General features: G+C 43.7%; 18 protein-coding genes and 1 tRNA gene. 10 read left to right on the top strand and 9 right to left on the bottom strand.

Translation table 11 applies throughout. The features are described from left to right. Positions 1 to 283 precede the first annotated feature (283 nt). Positions 284 to 922 carry a ribosome hibernation-promoting factor, HPF/YfiA family gene (hpf, locus tag VB836_RS10380; protein WP_046280477.1) on the bottom strand — a complete coding sequence of 213 codons (639 nt, stop codon included), beginning with the start codon at positions 920 to 922 and terminating at the stop codon, positions 284 to 286. A 233-nt stretch (positions 923 to 1,155) separates the two neighbouring features. Here hpf and lipB point away from each other — a divergent pair, with 233 nt between their 5' ends. From lipB to VB836_RS10360, 4 genes are all read left to right on the top strand, one after another. Further along, on the top strand, positions 1,156 to 1,842 hold the full coding sequence (lipB, locus tag VB836_RS10375; protein WP_323219287.1) for a lipoyl(octanoyl) transferase LipB: 687 nt from the start codon (positions 1,156 to 1,158) through the stop codon (positions 1,840 to 1,842). Between the two features lie 90 nt (positions 1,843 to 1,932). Continuing rightward, entirely contained in the window at positions 1,933 to 2,700 is a 768-nt protein-coding gene (locus VB836_RS10370) for a pentapeptide repeat-containing protein (RefSeq protein WP_323219286.1), read from the top strand. 52 nt (positions 2,701 to 2,752) lie between these two features. Continuing rightward, positions 2,753 to 4,492: a hypothetical protein gene (locus tag VB836_RS10365; protein ID WP_323219285.1), complete on the top strand. Its 1,740-nt coding sequence runs from the start codon at positions 2,753 to 2,755 to the stop codon at positions 4,490 to 4,492. A gap of 131 nt (positions 4,493 to 4,623) precedes the next feature. Further along, positions 4,624 to 4,715 (top strand) — tRNA-Ser (locus VB836_RS10360). Between the two features lie 248 nt (positions 4,716 to 4,963). Here VB836_RS10360 and VB836_RS10355 read toward each other — a convergent pair. Next, positions 4,964 to 5,455, bottom strand: a complete 492-nt coding sequence (locus VB836_RS10355; RefSeq protein ID WP_323219284.1) for a molybdenum cofactor biosynthesis protein MoaE — start codon at positions 5,453 to 5,455, stop codon at positions 4,964 to 4,966. Between the two features lie 229 nt (positions 5,456 to 5,684). After that, positions 5,685 to 5,942 carry a helix-turn-helix domain-containing protein gene (locus VB836_RS10350; protein ID WP_323219283.1) on the bottom strand — a complete coding sequence of 86 codons (258 nt, stop codon included), beginning with the start codon at positions 5,940 to 5,942 and terminating at the stop codon, positions 5,685 to 5,687. Positions 5,943 to 6,102: 160 nt separating this feature from the next. Here VB836_RS10350 and VB836_RS10345 point away from each other — a divergent pair, with 160 nt between their 5' ends. Next, on the top strand, positions 6,103 to 6,363 hold the full coding sequence (locus VB836_RS10345) for a hypothetical protein (RefSeq protein WP_323219282.1): 261 nt from the start codon (positions 6,103 to 6,105) through the stop codon (positions 6,361 to 6,363). Here the strand turns inward: VB836_RS10345 and VB836_RS10340 are convergent. The 3 genes from VB836_RS10340 to VB836_RS10330 form a co-directional block, all read right to left on the bottom strand. Then, positions 6,327 to 7,361, bottom strand: a complete 1,035-nt coding sequence (locus VB836_RS10340) for a polysaccharide deacetylase family protein (RefSeq protein WP_323219281.1) — start codon at positions 7,359 to 7,361, stop codon at positions 6,327 to 6,329. The genes VB836_RS10345 and VB836_RS10340 overlap by 37 nt on opposite strands. 300 nt (positions 7,362 to 7,661) lie before the next feature. Beyond that, entirely contained in the window at positions 7,662 to 9,200 is a 1,539-nt protein-coding gene (locus tag VB836_RS10335) for a bifunctional pantoate--beta-alanine ligase/(d)CMP kinase (protein ID WP_323219280.1), read from the bottom strand. A gap of 162 nt (positions 9,201 to 9,362) precedes the next feature. Beyond that, complete coding sequence (locus VB836_RS10330; RefSeq protein ID WP_323219279.1) at positions 9,363 to 10,421, bottom strand: septal ring lytic transglycosylase RlpA family protein; 1,059 nt, start codon at positions 10,419 to 10,421, stop codon at positions 9,363 to 9,365. Between the two features lie 400 nt (positions 10,422 to 10,821). Here VB836_RS10330 and purM point away from each other — a divergent pair, with 400 nt between their 5' ends. Next, a complete protein-coding gene (purM, locus tag VB836_RS10325; protein ID WP_323219278.1) occupies positions 10,822 to 11,853 on the top strand; it encodes a phosphoribosylformylglycinamidine cyclo-ligase in 1,032 nt (343 codons plus the stop codon). 212 nt (positions 11,854 to 12,065) lie between these two features. After that, positions 12,066 to 12,899, top strand: coding sequence for a 1,4-dihydroxy-2-naphthoyl-CoA synthase (gene menB / locus VB836_RS10320; RefSeq protein WP_046278497.1), 834 nt, complete (start codon positions 12,066 to 12,068; stop codon positions 12,897 to 12,899). A gap of 332 nt (positions 12,900 to 13,231) precedes the next feature. On the opposite strand, the gene VB836_RS10315 is transcribed toward menB, so the two are convergent. The 3 genes from VB836_RS10315 to tnpA form a co-directional block, all read right to left on the bottom strand. Beyond that, positions 13,232 to 13,471, bottom strand: a complete 240-nt coding sequence (locus VB836_RS10315; protein WP_072075581.1) for a hypothetical protein — start codon at positions 13,469 to 13,471, stop codon at positions 13,232 to 13,234. Positions 13,472 to 13,960: 489 nt separating this feature from the next. After that, on the bottom strand, positions 13,961 to 14,518 hold the full coding sequence (locus tag VB836_RS10310) for a DUF721 domain-containing protein (protein ID WP_046278509.1): 558 nt from the start codon (positions 14,516 to 14,518) through the stop codon (positions 13,961 to 13,963). A 73-nt stretch (positions 14,519 to 14,591) separates the two neighbouring features. Beyond that, positions 14,592 to 15,026, bottom strand: coding sequence for an IS200/IS605 family transposase (gene tnpA / locus VB836_RS10305; protein WP_323219277.1), 435 nt, complete (start codon positions 15,024 to 15,026; stop codon positions 14,592 to 14,594). A gap of 52 nt (positions 15,027 to 15,078) precedes the next feature. On the opposite strand from tnpA, the gene VB836_RS10300 reads away from it, so the two are divergent. From VB836_RS10300 to VB836_RS10290, 3 genes are all read left to right on the top strand, one after another. Beyond that, complete coding sequence (locus tag VB836_RS10300) at positions 15,079 to 16,260, top strand: RNA-guided endonuclease InsQ/TnpB family protein (RefSeq protein WP_323219276.1); 1,182 nt, start codon at positions 15,079 to 15,081, stop codon at positions 16,258 to 16,260. Positions 16,261 to 16,352: 92 nt separating this feature from the next. Then, on the top strand, positions 16,353 to 17,558 hold the full coding sequence (locus tag VB836_RS10295) for a hypothetical protein (RefSeq protein WP_323219275.1): 1,206 nt from the start codon (positions 16,353 to 16,355) through the stop codon (positions 17,556 to 17,558). Between the two features lie 17 nt (positions 17,559 to 17,575). Continuing rightward, on the top strand, positions 17,576 to 18,253 hold the full coding sequence (locus tag VB836_RS10290; RefSeq protein WP_046278495.1) for a PspA/IM30 family protein: 678 nt from the start codon (positions 17,576 to 17,578) through the stop codon (positions 18,251 to 18,253). Positions 18,254 to 18,598 lie beyond the last annotated feature (345 nt).

Raw genomic sequence — 18,598 nt, 5'->3', positions numbered from 1 at the left:
AGTGTCAGTCTGTGGAGCGACCGTAAGAGCTGAACAGAGCAAATCTGTTAAGCCAGGTGCTAAGAAACAGAAACCCAAATAGCGATGTTTGGGAATCCCTCGTCTCCGGCGAGGGAGGATGTCAATGGTAATTCAAGGCTGAAATCTTGAAATTTCTAGCAAGAAACTGGGGTTTTACAGAAGTCAAAAAAAATAGAGATGTTAACAGTAACATCTCTACAAGAATATTTAGTCTTGAGGGCTTGTCAAATCTCAAACCCTCAATCAAAGGATAAACTAATAGCTAGACAGGCGACTTTTGTGGTAAAACCTGGCTGCTCTGAGATGATTTTCCGTTGGTATTACCGTTATTATTGCGGGGTAGGATTAACCCATAACCTCCATGATGAACACGTTTGTAAATGACGTTTAGTTCTCCGCTATCGGCGTTGCAAAACACATAAAAATCGTGATCGATCAGTTGCAATTGTTCCAGGGCATCTTGAACGCTCATCGGTGGCATTGCAAAATATTTGGTTCGGACTACCTCTTCGGGAAGTTCCGGTTGGCGATCGCCAATTAGATCTTCAACCACAGGCTGAGTTTCTACCACTTCCCCGAGTTTAGGCGGATGGAGGTGTTTTCCTTGGCGTTTTTCTTTAAACTTACCCAGTTGGCGAGCGATTTTATCAGCAACGAGGTCAACACTCGCATACAGATTTTCACTACTTTCTTGGGCGCGAATCACCGTTCCATTTGCATAAATTGTGACTTCGGCAGTTTGCTTTGGATTTATCCGAGGGTTACGAGCAATTGATAAGTGAACATCCACTTCGTTCGTAAGTTGCTGATAGTGGCTGACGGCCTTAGAAATTTTTTGATGGACATACTCGTGAATAGCTTCTGTAATTTCAAGATTTTTACCCTGGATCACAAGCTTCATAAAGCTCCCTCCCGCTCATAATGTGGGCATAAACTCACCTTAACACTTTGGATTTGAGATAGATTACCCCTTCAAAATCTGTTGCATCCCTTGACAATTCTTGATGATTTTAGGGTAAAGTTATGTTAACTTTCACTTGATTTTTGAGGGGATTTCTAGTACCATCCCAACTTTTTTATCCTCTATGTATTGAGTATCTATACTGATCATATTAACACATACATCTTCTCTAAATGTCTGTTTTGCTTGATCCCGGTCGTCTGAGATGTCTTATTTATAACTTAGGATTAGTCCCTTACAAGGTCGCTTGGCAGTGGCAGCGAGCGCTCGTACAACAGCATCAACAGCATCCTGAGTGCAACGATGTACTTTTGCTATTGGAACATCCCCCTGTCTACACACTCGGACAGGGAGCTGATCCCAAGTTCATAAAATTTAACCCAAATCTCAGCAATGTCGAACTCCACCGAGTCGAACGAGGTGGAGAAGTCACCTATCACTGTCCAGGCCAGTTAGTCGGCTATCCCATCCTCAACTTGCGACGACATCAACAAGACTTGCACTGGTATCTGCGACAGCTAGAAGAAGTGATTATTCGGGTTTTAGCCGTCTACGGAGTCAGAGGCGATCGCATTTCCGGCTTAACCGGAGTTTGGGTAGAGGGGAAAAAAGTCGCGGCTATTGGCATAAAAGTCAGTCGTTGGATCACGATGCACGGTTTCGCCATCAATGTCTGTCCCGACTTAGAGGGATTTGAACAGATTGTCCCTTGTGGAATTCGCGATCGCGCTGTGGCCAGTTTAATCGAATTTGTGCCAACTATTCAGCTAGAACAAGTCAGAAGCGAAATCAAAACCGCCTTTGCAGAAGTTTTTAGCCTAGAATTGATCAGCGTTGAGGGTGAACCGAGCTTGGAGTGAAGCTATTGTTGCAAAGTTCTGATAAATGCCAGCACAATTGGCGACTGAATAATTTAAGATGGCGACAGTAGCCTTCAACTCATCTGTCTTATGAACTTCAGAATTCTTATTACCTTGATGGTGTTGAGTACAATTAGCTTTGTTCAACCGATCCGAGCGGAGAACATAGAACATACTCGCCAACTTCTAACCAGTAAACAATGTCCGAATTGCAATCTTGCAGGTGCAGGTTTAGTTTTAGCCGATTTAGTCGGCGCTGATTTAGTCGGCGCCAATCTCACAGGCGCCAATCTCAGTCGAGCAAATTTGACAGGGGCTAATCTTCAAGGAGCGAATCTGACTGGAGCAAGTTTGCATGGTGCTAATTTAACTGGAGCCAATTTAGCCGGAGCGAATCTTAACGGAACCGATCTGCGAGGGGCTTATTTGATGAATGCCGTTTTGACGATGAGCAACATCAAGGATGCTCAATTAGTGGGTGTCATTGGAATGCCAACGAATACCGGAAATGCAGAAGATTATTACTATTGGGGAGTCCAAGAAGCTAAAGAAGGTAACTACGTTAATGCGATTGATTTCTACACAGAAGCAATTCGTCTCAAACCGAATTTAGCGGCTGCTTTTTTTGGTCGCAGTATGGCAAAAGCTGATTTAGGAGACTTAGTAGGTGCGATCGAAGATGCCCGAGCGGCTCAACAATTGTATGAATCTCTCGGATCAGCAGAAGGAAAAGATGTTTCAACTCAGCTTGTTCAAATCCTAGAAAATCAGCAAAACCCTAAGAAGACTAACAATAGTGGTGGATTTCTGGGAACGTTACAACAAGCAGCCCCTTTACTGTTGAGATTATTATTGTAAGTCATTGGATCAATCTATCTAGGCAGTCACGAAGGGAGTCAAAGCGTTAAATATGAGTGATCAACAAAAATCTTTTTGGAATTCTGTCACCCAAAAAGCATCAGGTTTAGGAAAGTCAATCAGTCAAAAAGCATCATTAGCCAGTAAAAACATCACCGAAAAAGCGACCGAAGCGGCTAAACAAAAAGCCACAGAAATGGGCGAAGCGATTAGTCATAGTGCATCGGAAGCCGGAAAAAAGGTGATGGAAACAGCAACAGGTTCGGTAGAGTCAGCGAAAAAACAAACCCAAAATTGGGTAGAAAATGTTTATTCAGACTCAGAAGAGAGTGGAGAATCAACTCCATTACATGACTGGAGTTTAGACGAACTGTATCACATTTTTGTCCGCTCTCAAACGGCAACTTACGGCGGCACTCAAACGGTGACTCTGAAAACGGGGAAAAGTTACAACGTTAAAATTCCGACGGCACCGACTGAAGGTTCAACCCTGCGTTTAAAAGGATGTGGCTTGCAGGGTCAGGATGCTTTTTTGGTGCTGCATACGTTACTAAATCCTCTCTATAATATTGATCGCAAAATCAATCATTTAATTGTTCAAGCACCTATTTATGATCGGACAAAGGTGCGGTGTTTAGAAGCCTATAATCGCATTAATGCGGCGTTACCTACAGAAGATTTTGCCGCCTTAAACTTGCTGGATTATTTGGTGTTTTCCTCGCAAATTTATTCAGAAGTCGGTCAACGTTATACGATTGCTAGTCAAAATTCTCGCCTGCTTACATTAGAAGATTGTCTACAATCCTCATTAACAGCATCTCAACTGGTAAGTGAAGATCAAAAACGAATTCTTTCCATTTATCAATATTTGAGAAGTGGAGAAGCCGTTCCTAATTTGAACACTTTAGAACAGCTTGATGCAATCATTCTCTATTCTAATTTAAAACCCGAACTCAAAAAATATTATTTACGAGCGAGTGCGGTCGCCCGGGTGATGACGATTGATTGGATTATCGTTAATGAAATTGATATCAATCAAGACATTCCTCAGCCAGATAGACCTAGATATTTAGCGGTTTATCTGCAAGTTAGAAATGACCAAGAAGTGGTAGATTTGAGAACTTTAGAGACGTTAGATGCCTGGATTGAAAAGGCAAATATACCTCTGATTTGTACGGCTATCTATAAACTTGTACGTCAGGGTAAATTTGAACTGAATGATGATTTTGAATTTGATGATTTTAGCGAATCCTTTAAGGCGATTACAGCCGTTACTCAATCGATCAAAGAGTCTAAAACTTACAGCAGTTCCAGCGAAAATTATCAAGTAAATGTCACGGAAATTAAACCGGGAATGTTGGCAGAAACAGCTTATAACGCTGTGTCTAGAGGGGGTTTGGGACTGTTAAGCGGAATGCCAATTCTGAAAAACTCAAAAACATTTATAGAAACAGCCGCTCGAATCGCTATCGCTCGGATCAGTGAAATTCCAAGTGCAGAAAAAATCAAATTAGGAATTGTTCCCATTGCTAACAAAGCAATGATCAACACCGCAGTGGGTGAAAATTGGCAAGCCGTAAGTCCATTAGGAACACAAAAACCGGAAATGAGCCAGTTATCCGGTAAAGATGCTTATCGGACAATATTAATGGAAATTGAAGGGGTGATGGGTTTAAGTGAAGAAAGCGATGAACCCTCTCTCAATCTCGGATTAAATGTCTGGAAGTTATTACGCGGAAATGGCGATCGACAGCGAACGATTGAAGATCTCGAACGTCAGATGTATTCTTAGCTCAAGTCTGTTTGATCAATTTGGGCTATTTTTCCTCCGCTTTCCTGAACCTTTGGGAATCACCTAAAAATCTATGTCTGGGATCTAGACAAGGCTGAAATCATTTGCTATGATGTAAAAATGTCACACCAGGAGAGGTGGCTGAGTGGTCGAAAGCGGCAGATTGCTAATCTGTTGATAGGTTCGTAAGGCCTATCCGAGGGTTCGAATCCCTCCCTCTCCGTTCTCAAAGAAAAACGATATTCCTCTAAACTTCTAGAGGGCTTTTTACCCCCATCTTGATCCCAGGATCGTTTCATTTTCCCAGTGAATTTGTTAGACCCCTCCCCCTCGCCCCCTCCCCGGCTAGGAGAGGGGAAAAGAATTATTAGTATTAAATTTTTAAAAGGTCTAAACTGCTCTCCCTTCTCTTGTAGGGAAGGGGGTTGGGGGGTTAGGTCATCCGTTAACCGCTAGAGAGTTTGCGGTATTTCAACAATTTTCTCGCTCACAAGCCCCAATACTCACCCAACTACTCGATCCATCCGCCCAATGTTCTTTTTTCCAGATAGGGGCGTTATGTTTGAGCGTATCAATCGCATACTGACAGGCTTCAAACGCTTCACGACGATGGGGAGAACCCACAGCGACTAAAACACTAATTTCCCCTACCTGCAAGCGTCCAATGCGGTGATGAATTGCCACCCCAGTCACATCTGACCATTTTTGGCGAATTTCCCTCGCAATTTGCTCAAACACCCGGATAGCCATCGGTTGGTAAGCCTGATATTCTAAGGCGTCCACAGGTTGATCTGCGGTGTTATTGCGAACCATACCACTCATTAAAACAATAGCGCCGTTAGCAGGTTGATCAACCAATGCGTAGATCTCTTCTACAGATAGAGGCGCGAGGGTAATCGCAAAATGGTCTGGGGATGAGAGCGAGTCAGAAGGAAATTGAACAGTTAGAGGAGAATTTAACATCTTGTCGGCTGGGTGGAATGAAACGATAACATTAGCAGCAATCGGGAATCGTGGCTGTGTTGGGTTTTGCTGTCGCTACTTCAATGATAATGATTCCTTGTTTATTCTTCATCATTAATTAGGCTTCTAGCAGCATCTCTATTTCTCAGCAAAGATTTAAGAAACAAACCCCGTTTCTGAGGGTTGGGGATGAGGTAAAATCGGGGTGCTATCCTCATCTGGTGCGTGGCTATAGATCATTAAGACTTTGTTGGAGTGGAATTGCTGAGACTTCTGACAACCATTTCCGTTCTTCTAATTTCTTAGCCTGAGTGAGAAATTGTTTCGGAAGTTCGGTATTTTTTGGCTTCTTTTTGCCTCCTTTGTACTCAGAAATACAGAAAGCCAGTGCATCGTTCCAGGCTACACGCACACACCCAAATAACTTGGATAATGCCAATCTCTGAGAGGGTGTTGGGTAGCATCTGAACTTATACCTGACTTTCATTTTTTTTGTTGAATTATTAGCACTCAATGAGATTATTATACATCTACCTGGAAATCAAAAGCCGTCCGGTCAGGACGGGGCTTTCAACCCAAAATTTACGGTAATTTTTAAAAAGAAGAATTAAAAAATCGTTTGATTAGGGTCAATCTTGATGGTTTTTATGGCAACTTTAAACAATCATCCGGTTTGGGAAAATTTATCAGAAGTTGTTAACGCTATTGATGCCAATTCTCTGCTTGGGGAGCATTTAGCATTATGCGATTATCAAATATCCGGCTCCGAAAAGATGACACCGAGGGAGAGACTCACCCCCTGTGGGAAAACTGCGATCGCCTCAAAAGAAAAATGGAAAAAATGGAACGATCAGATGACCGTTCCTGATGTTCACTCGGTCATGATCGCATTAGAATCGGTAGATTGAACAGAAGATAGTTGTTCACCTTGACGTTCTTGTTGAGCGAGGTGTTGATCCGCAATTTCCAAAAGTTCCGGTATCGTAACAAACCGATAGCCCTGTTGTTTGATTTCAGTAATAATCTCCGGTAAAACTTTCACCGTCTCAGCCCGATTTCCCCCGCCATCATGCAATAATATAATTCGACCTGGTTTTACTGAACTGAGAACATTACTTTTAATCGCAGAAGCTGAACTTCTCCAGTCTCTAGAATCAGACGACCACATAATATTAACGTAGTCTCGCCGCAACACATAATCGACTAAACCGTTATCTTCTACTCCACCGGGCGGACGAAAAATTGGGGTTTTTACACCGACTAATTCTTCAATCAAATCGGCAGTGCGATCAATCTCCTTTGCTGCCTCTGCTTGACTATGTTTATGATAACGATGATTCCAGGTATGATTAGCAATCACATGACCATCGGCAGCAACTTTTTTGCCAATTTCTTTGTGATTATTTAACGCTTGACCAACCCAAAAAAACGTCGCTTTAACGTTATTTTCTTTTAAAATATCTAAAATTTGTTCTGTTGTTGTCGGCCAGGGGCCATCATCAAAGGTCAACGCAATCACTTTCTGATCACTATTGAGTTCGAGATCTTTGACCGTTTTCCCTTTGAAGCGATCGGGTATCTTATTCTCAAACCGTTGTTCTTTCAGACGAGTGACTGCCGTTTGTACACCCGCCACTCTTTGAGAGATAGTTTGTCCAACGCTGGGTAATGTTCGAGGGTCAATAGAGGGCAACTTCGACTCTTGACGTTCCTGAGTTGGGGTTGTTGAAGAAGGAGTAGAAGATTGTTCGGGAGTTGTCGGGGCGACGGTCGGAGGCTTTAACTTTTCTGGGGGTTGAGCGGGTTGGGGACTGGGTGCAACAATCTTGGGTGAGGACTGAGGTAAAGAAAGAAGTTTAACAGACCGATTGGCACGCAGATTCCAAGGCAACATTGCTCCGATCATAAAGCTCCCCATTGCCGCAACTAGAGCTAAACGGGATATCCGCCGCTGTTGTTCTTGCTGGCGGATTAAACTCTGGTTTTGTAACACGTCATTTCTCCTTCACACCGAAAAACTAAACTTTAAGGATGGTTCTTGTCTTGAAGACTCAGATACACCGTGATGCCCAAAAAAGTGAATTTTCATAGCATATTCTCGTAAATATGTCAATGCTAAAAATTCTATCTTTAGAGGGTTGCGCCCTCCAAAGCAAATCACATCTCTAAAGATATTAGGGCAAATTTAGGTAAATCTCTCAAAAATTTATGTTAAATGTGTTGTTTTCTCGTAATACAGACGAATAATACGCTCTGTTACCTGTTCAATCGTCAAACCATCGGTTTGAATTTCAATCGCATCCGCCGCTTTTCGTAGAGGAGCAATAGAGCGAGTGCTATCTTTGTAATCGCGTTGAGCAATGTCCTGTTCGATCTGTTCGAGACTAATCTCTCCCTGACCTTGCTGTTGCAGTTCCAGTTGTCGGCGTTGCGATCGCTCCTTGACTGAAGCGGTGAGGAAAATCTTCAGTTCAGCATCGGGAAAAACATAAGTCCCAATATCCCGTCCTTCCGCGACCACACCCCCAGTTCGACCATAAGCTTTTTGTTGCTCAACTAACGACTCACGCACCGCAGGTTGAGCCGCAATCGCCGAGACATTCGCTGTTACCTGTTGAGAGCGAATTTCGGCGGTGACATTACGACTATTAATATAAATCTCAAGCTGGTCTTCTCGAGGCTTCAACTCAATCTGACATTGATGAACCAACTCAGCCACCGCAGGTTGATCAGTGATATCAATCCCCATCTCTAGCACCAACCAAGTCACCGCCCGATACATCGCCCCAGTATCGAGAAATAACAAATTCAACTGTTGAGCAACTTGGCGCGTTACCGTTGATTTTCCCGCCCCGGCTGGCCCATCAATCGCCAAAATCGGTTTGCGGTTGCGTAAAATCACATTATCAATTAACCGAGTTGTATTCACACGAGCTGCAATCGCCAACAGTCCCACCTCACGAACAAAAGTTAACGGAGCCATTGTATCAGGATCAACGAGCTGCAAATACTCCAATTTAATCTCGGTCGTTGTCGCGAGTTCAGCATGAACCGCCGCCAGTATCGCTTCGGCATCAGAATTACCAGATAAAAACACTTGCTTCCCTTTACCCAAAGCGCGATACAGTACCGTTGCTTGTTGTTTTTCCTGTGGCGTCAAATATTGATTGCGAGAACTGTATGCTAACCCGGAAACTTCTCGAATAATGGGACAAGCGACTATTTCAATCGGCCAATGCAAATCAGTCACCATGCGTCGAATAATTGCCAATTGTTGAGCGTCTTTGCGACCCAAATAAACCCGATGCGGCTCAATAATATTCAAAAATTTAGCGACAATCGTTGTCACACCCGGAAAGTGACCCGGCCTATTGGGGCCACATAACACCGATATCAGATTAGACGGCGGAACAACGGTTGTTTGCTGTTGATGGTCTAGCCCCAAGATTTCTTCTGCACTGGGCGTAAACACCACATCCACCCCCGCCTGTTCACAAAGCGATAAATCTTGCTCCAGTGGACGGGGATACTGTTTCAAATCCTCTTGCGGCCCAAACTGAAGAGGGTTGACAAAAATACTGACGACAACAACTGCATTTTCTACTCTAGCCCGGTCAATCAAACTTAAGTGACCCGGATGTAGACTTCCCATCGTAGGGACAAATCCGATGGCAACCTGTGGGGTTTTGGAACGATGGATGTTCAGGTAACAGCGCATGGCTGCCACTGTAGTAAACAGGCGCATGATTTACTGTCAAGAGTTTACAGTTTACACTAACCAGTTGTAGGGGTAATTCATCAATTACCCGTACCAGTTTACAGTAACCAGTCACCAGTCTTATCAGTGATCAGTTATTAGCTATCTACTGTTCCCTGAAACCTCTTCACTCGTTAGACTCTTCCCTGTCTACTGTACTGGAGCGAGAACTTCAACCTGAACCGGAGCAACGCCACTATTGATCATATCGATCGCTTGAGCCGCCGCTACTGATAAATCAATAATTCGACCGCCCGTAAATGGCCCGCGATCATTAATCCTCACCACAACAGAACGGCCATTCTCAGTATTCGTGACTCGTACTGTTGTTCCAAAGGGTAGTGAAGGATGAGCGGCGGTTAATTCATACTGATTAAACTGTTCTCCGTTAGCCGTTAATCGACCGTGAAAACCGGGACCATACCAAGAAGCCCAGCCAACAATCGCTTTAATCACCTGACGATTGAACGCACTTTCGAGATGCAATGGGGATTTGCCCTCAATTTTGCTCAAAGGCGCAGCATAACCCAGTTGTCGCCGGAGTCGATTGGTTGCTTGTAGGGCGTCCTCAGCCAGATTTTGGGTGGTGTCGGGCAGAATCGTTTCTGTATCGATTACAACTAGGGTTTGACCTTCTATTTCAATACTGTAGTTTTGCTGTTCTTCGTTCCAGCGCACACCGATGCTGTTTGCATCAACCGGATAGCGGTTCAGTTGATTGAGTTTTGCGGCGACTTCCGTTGCTCGGGCGACTGGATCGGTTTTCTGTTGTGACTGCGTATCAGAACTCGGCTTTTTGAGGGGTTGCGAAGACTCTAATACGGTTGCGATTTTAACGAGATTGCTGCTAGGGGTTTGCGGAGTTGAAGACGTTTTTTCAACAAAAGTCAGAACAGGAATATTACGCACATACAGGGTCGCTGCTTGTCGGCTGTTCCACTCGTGAGCCTTGATGGTGGCGATCGCATTTGAGCGAACATCATTGCGGGTCTCAGACTGATATTCCCCGACTTTTACAGCAGTGGTATAACTCACCGTTTCCAAAGTTGCTTGCTCTGCGGTTTCCTCAAAAGAAGTTTTGACTTCTGTGAGTTCCTTCTCTTGAGCCTCTGGGGATGATGGAGTTGGTTCGGCGTGGCTCGACAGGGAGACACTTAAGCTTGATACCAACACCATTGCGGCGAAACCACTCAAAATTTTTTGCTTCATAAACCTATTCACAATCATTACTTGAAAATCGAGTTTTCCAGAGCTAACTCTGGGTGAGTTCACAACAGAAGTCAACTCATACTCGGAACGTGTTCACCTTTGCCAAAGCAACTGCAACAGACTAACACGAACTTGCAAAATTCGGAATCAGTATCGGTTGTCACCTTTCGTTTTTTTGTCTAGACTAGACGGTTTAGTTTGGTCAAAACCGCTTGTCCTATGGGCTTTTTAGGAATTTTTACTTAGCTAATTTTTGAGTGATAAAATTTTCTGATAGATGAATATTGAAGCCCAAATCCGAGGTAGATGTAAAAATCAAGACTTGACTCAAGCGGTTCGATCCCCAAACTTGGTAATCTAAACACTGAGAACTGAATGCTGATAACGGGTAAATAGAGTTATGGATTATCGAGAAGCAGGAGTCGATGTAGCGGCGGGTCGAGACTTCGTAGAACGAATTCGTCAGTCCGTCCAAAGCACCTATCGACCGGAGGTACTCGGCGGCTTAGGGGGTTTTGGGGGTTGTTTTGAAATTCCCACAGGCTACCAACACCCGGTATTAGTCTCAGGAACCGATGGAGTAGGAACCAAACTCAAACTCGCCACCCAACTCAACCGTCATCACAGCGTCGGAATTGATTTAGTGGCGATGTGTGTCAACGATGTTCTGACCTGCGGCGCCGAACCCCTGTTTTTTTTAGATTATCTCGCCACCGGAAAACTCAACCCCGAACAATTAGTACAAGTCGTTGAAGGAATAGCAGAGGGCTGTCAACAGGCAGGATGTGCTTTAATTGGCGGCGAAACCGCAGAAATGCCAGGATTTTATCCAGTCGGAGAATACGATCTGGCGGGGTTTTGTGTGGGAATTGTCGAAAAAAGTCAGATCCTCAATGGTTCACAGGTGAAACTGGGGGATGTAGCAATTGGACTCGCCAGTAGTGGCGTTCATAGCAATGGCTTTAGTTTAGTCCGAAAAATTGTTAGCGATCGCCAACTGAGTTGGGAAGACTGTCCGGCTGAATTTGGGGGTTTGTCCTTGGGAGAACTGTGTTTAACGCCCACAAAAATTTACGTTAAACCTGTTTTAAACGCTCTAAAATCCGGGTTAGAAGTTCATGGAATGGCGCATATTACGGGAGGAGGTTTACCGGAAAATTTACCTCGGTGTTTAGGACCAGATCAATCGATTCGGATCATTCCTAACAGTTGGCAGAATCTGCCGATTTTTGAGTGGATTTCTCAAACGGGAAATGTTAATCAAACAGCGATGTGGGAAACGTTTAATATGGGAATTGGTTATGTGTTGATTGTGTCACCACACCAAGCTGAAGAAACAATTAACTATTTTGAGTCTTGCCAGATTTCAGCTTATCAAATTGGTGAGGTGATTATCGGTTCAAAAGAGTTAATAATCAGTGATCAGTTATAGCAGGTCGCGCTGGCTTGTTTACAAGGGTCTAGCCTTGAATGTTACCACCAAGACACAAAGACACAAAGAAGTTGTAAACATTAACCTGCTCATTGCTATATCAGATAATAGGCGGTGATCAATTATTAGCGATCACTTTTAACCGGGTGACTCAAAAAACTGTTACCCTTTCTCACCTCTAACACAATTTTACCATTTCAACTCCTTTAAAAATGTCTATTGAATGGCAAACGGCGAAAACTTACGAAGATATCCTTTATCACAAAGCAGAAGGGATAGCTAAAATTACCATTAATCGTCCCCATAAACGCAATGCGTTTCGTCCTCAAACGGTGAATGAACTTTGTGATGCGTTTAGTAATGCTCGAGAAGATACTCGAATTGGGGTGATTTTGCTCACCGGAGCAGGGCCACATACTGATGGAAAATATGCTTTTTGTTCGGGTGGAGATCAAAGCGTGCGGGGAGAAGCAGGATATATTGATGATGGCGGAATTCCTCGTTTAAATGTGTTAGATTTACAACGATTAATTCGGTCAATGCCGAAGGTTGTGATTGCTTTAGTGGCAGGTTATGCCATTGGAGGCGGTCATGTTTTACATTTAGTTTGTGATTTAACTATTGCGGCTGATAATGCGATTTTTGGTCAAACGGGGCCGAAAGTGGGGAGCTTTGATGGCGGGTTCGGGGCGAGTTATTTAGCGCGAATTGTCGGCCAGAAAAAAGCCCGAGAAATTTGGTTTTTATGCCGCCAATATAATGCTCAACAAGCCTTAGAAATGGGGTTAGTTAATTGTGTGGTAGCTGTGGAACAACTGGAAGCTGAGGGCATTCAATGGGCGAATGAAATTTTAGATAAAAGTCCGATCGCCATTCGGTGTTTAAAAGCTGCGTTTAATGCTGATTGTGATGGTCAAGCTGGTTTGCAGGAACTCGCCGGAAATGCGACATTACTCTACTATATGACCGAACAGGGATCAGAAGGGAAACAAGCTTTCTTAGAAAAACGAAAGCCTAACTTTCGTCAATATCCCTGGCTTCCTTAAAGTCTAGAATGAGAATTGGGCGGGTTTATTAATGTTGTTTGTGGGATGAATAAATCTGTGTGAACCCGCCCCTACATCGGTGAATGCTTGGGCGGGTTTATTAATGTTGTTTGTGAGTGACAGAGATTTCTAATGTTGTTTGTGAGTGACAGAGATTTCTACGGAGGCGCGCCCCTAGACGGGTAACTTTGAAAATTTGTGTTTTTAATGTTGAATTTGATTGAATGTAAAACTTGTTAAGAACCGATGTTTCTGAAGAAAACCCTGATCTTAATCTTAAAGTAATGGGTTGCTCAGTCAAAAGAAAAGATGTAATGCGTCGTGGACTTCATTTAGGAGGCGAGGACAGCAACGGAGACTTTATCCGGTAAAACCTCGACTTTTTGGGGTAAAACGACCATTTTTTGGGCTTCTTCCCAAGGTGAAGAAAACGCTAACATTGCTAAGTGACAAGCTTTCCATCCACCTTTAACCGGAACATGAAGCTGGCTACAGTGTCCACCTCTGCGGCCTTCGGGTGTGTAATGTTGGCAGCAACGACAGCATGAGGTCAGAGTGTGTGAGGCGTCCATGAGGTACTCCTGTATGAATCCATTTGATACTCTTTATTGTCATGGATCGAGCCAGCACGATTAATTATCCATCAATCATTATTCTGTCTAACTTTGAGCGATCCCCAAGCCACAATTGAATTTTATGTTTATTTTAGATTTGGTTTATAAACAGATACAATTAAGCCAGGGAAAGTTGAGAACTGTAAACGGGGAAGGTTTTGGACTGTAGCAAGGGAAACCAATTGGGGATCAAGCTAAACCCGTAAAGATAAAATGTCAATAGAGCTACAAAAAGAGGTTTGTACATCCTGCTTTAGATAGAAAAAATGGAAATATACAACGGATCAAATCGGGGAAAGGGGACAGAGGCAAATCTGTAGAGCGGAAACTCTCTCAAGTAGAAAGTCAGAGTCCTTGAGGCTTTGGTCATTTCCCGCAGGACTACCCGAGAATTTGCGATCGCGATCGCCATATAATCTCAATATTTTTTTTTTAATAAACTAAAAACTAGGGTTGAAAGGGTTGCTGGCTAAAACACATGGCACACACAGACCAACGCTTCAGTTCTCCGGGTGGGGTCGGACAATGACACTGAGGACATTCAGGTAAAGATTGCGATCGCCTTTGGATCATTTCCGCCCAATTTGCAAAAGCCGTTTGGGGAGAAACAGGAGTGGGTGAAGCATTAGTTGGGGAAGGGGGAATATCTGTAATATAACTAGGATGATTTTGGGGTCGATCAGCAGCATCCTCAGCCGAAACTGAACAATTGCCTTGACCATGCCACAGAGCCGTGGAAAACTTGATATCATTCAAAGGATTAGAAAGTCTTTGATTTAACTGTCGGAGAATCTGCGATCGCTTGAAGGTGAGCTGCTGAGACCAAGCAGCACTAGAAGTCGCGACAATCAGGACTCCTCGGTTGATAGAAACAGGTCGAGTGTGAGCGATCGCCCTTTGACCGACAACCATAGCCCAGTGGTCAAGCGTTGATTGAAACTGCTGCTGTTCGGGAGTCAGAAGCTGAATGTGTAAACGACCTAAAACCTGATTTAACGATTGCATCAAAATATATCTAAAGAAACTCAAGTCTGAAAAGCTGCTAATTTTATCTGCCGTCCGGAGAAGACCCTCACTTTTAGTGATGGGATGAATCCGGACAATCTTGATTTTGGACATAGACTTTAAGTTGTTCAATCGTAACGCCACCGCAACTAGCAACAAAATAAGATCCTGTCCATAAAACTCGTTTCCTGTAAGTTTGAGCAAGTTCAGTTTCAAACTCTCGCCACAGTGTTTTAGACGCTGTAGCTTTTAGATTAGCTATTAAATTGCTTAATAATTTGTGTGGAGGATAACTCAGCAGTAAATGAACATGGTCTGATTCGACCTTAAATTCAATAAGCTGAGAATCCCATTTTTCTGCGACTGATCTGAAAACTTCACCTAACCTCTGCATCATGGCTCCTGCGCGGATTTTGCGCCGATACTTCGTCACAAAAACCAAATGAACAGTGATACTGTATACCGCCCTACGACTACTGTTGTATATTTTCTCTGGCTTGCTTGTCATTTGTACAGCTAAAATGTTATCGTGATCGTAGCAGTTGTGAAAGGTCGATACAATGCTAGTTTACGAGTTTAAACTAAAAGCACACAAACATCAGCTTGTAGCAGTAGATGAAGCGATACGGACGGGGCAGTTCATCAGAAATAAGTGTTTACGCTATTGGATGGATGCACCTAAAGAAGAAAAAGTTAATCGATTTTCTCTCAATAAGTATTGCAAAGTTTTAGCCGATCATCCTGAATATCCTTTTGTAGGCAAGTTAAACTCAATGGCTCGACAGTCTATGGCTGAAAGGGCCTGGCTTAGTATTAGTAGATTTTTTAACAACTGTAAAGGGAAAGTTTCGGGCAAAAAAGGATACCCAAAATTTAAAAAGTTTAGTCGTTCAGTTGAGTATAAAACTTGTGGTTGGAAGCTTTCCGAAGATAGAAAAACTTTAACTATTACTGATCAAACAGGAATAGGTAAACTTAAACTTGTAGGTTCAAGAGATTTAAACTATTACCAAAAGGAACAGATTAAGCGAATTCGTTTAGTTCGTAGAGCCGATGGTTATTACGCTCAGTTCTGTATTGATGTTGAGCGGAAAGAATCTGTTGAGTTTACAGGGAGACAAATTGGGTTAGACGTGGGTCTTAATCACTTTTATACAGATTCAGAAGGGAATCAAATAGAGAACCCTAGATATCTCAAAAAAAGTGAAAAAGGCTTAAAACGTCTACAGAAAAGACTTTCTATAAAGCACAAAAGAGGTCAAACACAGTCAAAACGATATCACAAAAACCGAGTAAAACTAGGACGCAAACATTTAAAAATTTCTAGGCAGCGTAAAGACTTTGTTGTTAAATTAGCAAGGTGCGTAGTTCAATCTAACGATTTTATAGCCTACGAAGATTTAAGTGTAAAAAACATGGTTAAAAACCATTGTTTAGCAAAGTCGATATCTGATGCTGGCTGGACTCAGTTTCGAGAAGGGTTAGAATATTTTGCTCAACTATTTGCAAAGCAAGTAGTAGCTGTTGCCCCTAACTATACTTCTCAAGACTGCTCTAATTGTGGTCAAAGAGTCAAAAAATCGCTATCAGTTAGAACTCATGTTTGTAGTTGTGGAACAGTGTTAGATAGAGATGAAAACGCAGCAAAAAACATTCTCATATTGGCACTAAAAATACTGTCGGGCGGACAGGAATCAACGCTCAGGGAGAGAAGAACCGAGGCTATTGACAAGGAAACTTAGATTTAGTAAGTTCACTCAAAGAACTGAGAATCCCTCGCTTGAGCGCGATGGGAGCGTCAATTTCCACTACAAAACTGTTAGGAGTGCTTCGCATGAATCAATCTTCTGTGGTCAACTCGAACAAATCTTCAGATGCTCAACTGCAACCAGCGCTTAAAGCGGTTTTAGGGAGTCTAGATGTTCAACTCGAAGAAGAACTCTCGCGATATCGACGTTATCGACGCAAGACAACCCCGACCCCAACCTCTGCAAAGCCATCGAGTTCTTACACTCAAAAACCCTCAGAGGTGTTATCTGTCTCTGCGGGAGAAAGTAATATTGAACCGAGTTCAGCCCCAGCTACACCTGTCGCCAAATCTCCCACATCCCAAATCCCATCGGGTTGGGAATCTGTTGTTGTCCCGTCATCGGCACCCTTAGCCCCTCGTTTATCAGAAACCGAGTCAGGGTCATCTACAAATGGTCACAGTTCTCCCCCCTCACCCGTTAATCCCTATGCACCCCAGGGTTATCTAGAATCGTCTCAACAATTGGTCAGCAGTCTAGAACAACGGCGGGCTAGACGTAGAAAACGCAGTTGGGTGGGGAGTTTATTGACCCCTGTGGGGATTGGATCAATGTTGCTGTTTCTCTTATCCTGTATTGGTTTGGGCTATGTGGTGATGTCGCCGTCAGGAATGGCAACTTTAGGGTTAAATCGTTGGTGGAAATTTAATCAAAACCCCCAACAAACAGATGATTCGGCCGATCCGAGACCTCTGGAACCCAAGCCGAATTTAGCTGCTCGTGAATTTGTTGATCTAGAGTTAAGCACCCTTAGCAATATTAATCCCAATCCGAATCCGATTCCGGCTCCAACAACTCAAACTCCGGTTCCCCCAAATGCTCAAAATTTAACGCCACCCAGTCCCCTACCGAGTGGGCCAGGAATGAGCAACTTAACCAATGAACTCCTTCCTGATCCGGTTCCGGCAACTCCCAAACCTGCACCTGCACCGACTGTCGCACCTGTACAAACACCCACTCCTCAACCTCCAGCCGGAGCCGCAACCAAACCCAACACCGCTCCCGTTAGAGCCAATGATGGACTGTATTATGTGGTGACATCCTACACCGATGAACGAGCGCTAGAAAAAGTCCGAGAAGTTGTGCCGGATGCTTATGTGCGAGAGTTTAAAACTGGGGTAAAAGTTCAGATGGGTGCGTTGGATAATCAGGCTGCTGCTCAACGTCTGGCTGAAGAACTGCGCGTTCAAGGTGTTTCTGTGCAGTATGACACACCGAAAACTGGAGAATAGCTTGGGGAAAAATCATTATGGGGCTTTTTGGTCGCCTTTGGCGGGTTATTCGCGCCAATATTAATAGTTTGATCAGCCAAGCCGAAGATCCAGAGAAAATTCTGGAACAAACGGTGATGGATATGCAGGAAGACTTGGTGCAACTCAGACAAGCGGTTGCTCAAGCGATCGCCACCCAAAAACGCACCGAGCGCCAATCTTCTCAGGCAAAAACCACTGCTGAAGAATGGTACAGACGCGCACAACTCGCTTTGCAAAAAGGAGAAGAACGACTCGCCCGAGAAGCTTTAACTCGTCGGAAGTCTTATCTGGAAACGGAAGCGGTAATGTCTGCTCAACTCGAACAGCAAGCTCAAGTGGTTGAACAGTTGCGGCAAAATATGCGAAAGCTGGAGAGTAAAATTAGTGAGGCGAAGGCGAAAAAAGATCTATTTGTGGCTCGGGCGCGTTCGGCTCAAGCTTCTGAAAGGCTAAATGAGATTCTCGGCAATACTAGCACGGGAAGCGCTTTGAATGCCTTTGAACAGATGGAAGATCAGGTGATGCAACTCGAAGCCCGTTCTCAGGCGATGGCTGAACTCTCTGGGAATGATTTAGAAAAACAGTTTGATGCTCTCGAAGCGGATGATAATGATGTTGATGCGGAGTTGGCGGCGATGAAAGCGAAAATGTTACCGGGCAATAGGGAACAGTGAAGACAGTTTACAGTGACCAGTGACCAGTGACCAGTGAAGACAGTTTACAGTTTACAGTGACCAGTGAAGACAGTTTACAGTTTACAGTGACCAGTGACCAGTGAAGACAGTTTACAGTTAGCAGGAGGCAGGCAATCTTGCAACAGGCAAAAGGCAACCGTTTTTTCCGCTCACCCTAGTTTCCCCCCGAACTGTGCGCCCTGCGCTATGAATTAAAATTTCAGTACAGAGCAACAGGGGGAGATCCGGTAATGGAGTTAAACTGTAGGTAGTAGCTACTAGCAGTTGCCCAAAGCTATTCTATGAAGGCAGGTTAATTTGATCAGCCTGCTGCGATTAACTTTA

The organism is Limnoraphis robusta BA-68 BA1, from assembly GCF_034932365.1.
In the GTDB taxonomy this organism is placed as follows: Bacteria; Cyanobacteriota; Cyanobacteriia; order Cyanobacteriales; family Microcoleaceae; genus Capilliphycus; species Capilliphycus robustus.
The sequence above is the reverse complement of the archived record's forward strand: the minus strand, read 5'-3'. Positions and strand labels throughout refer to the sequence as shown.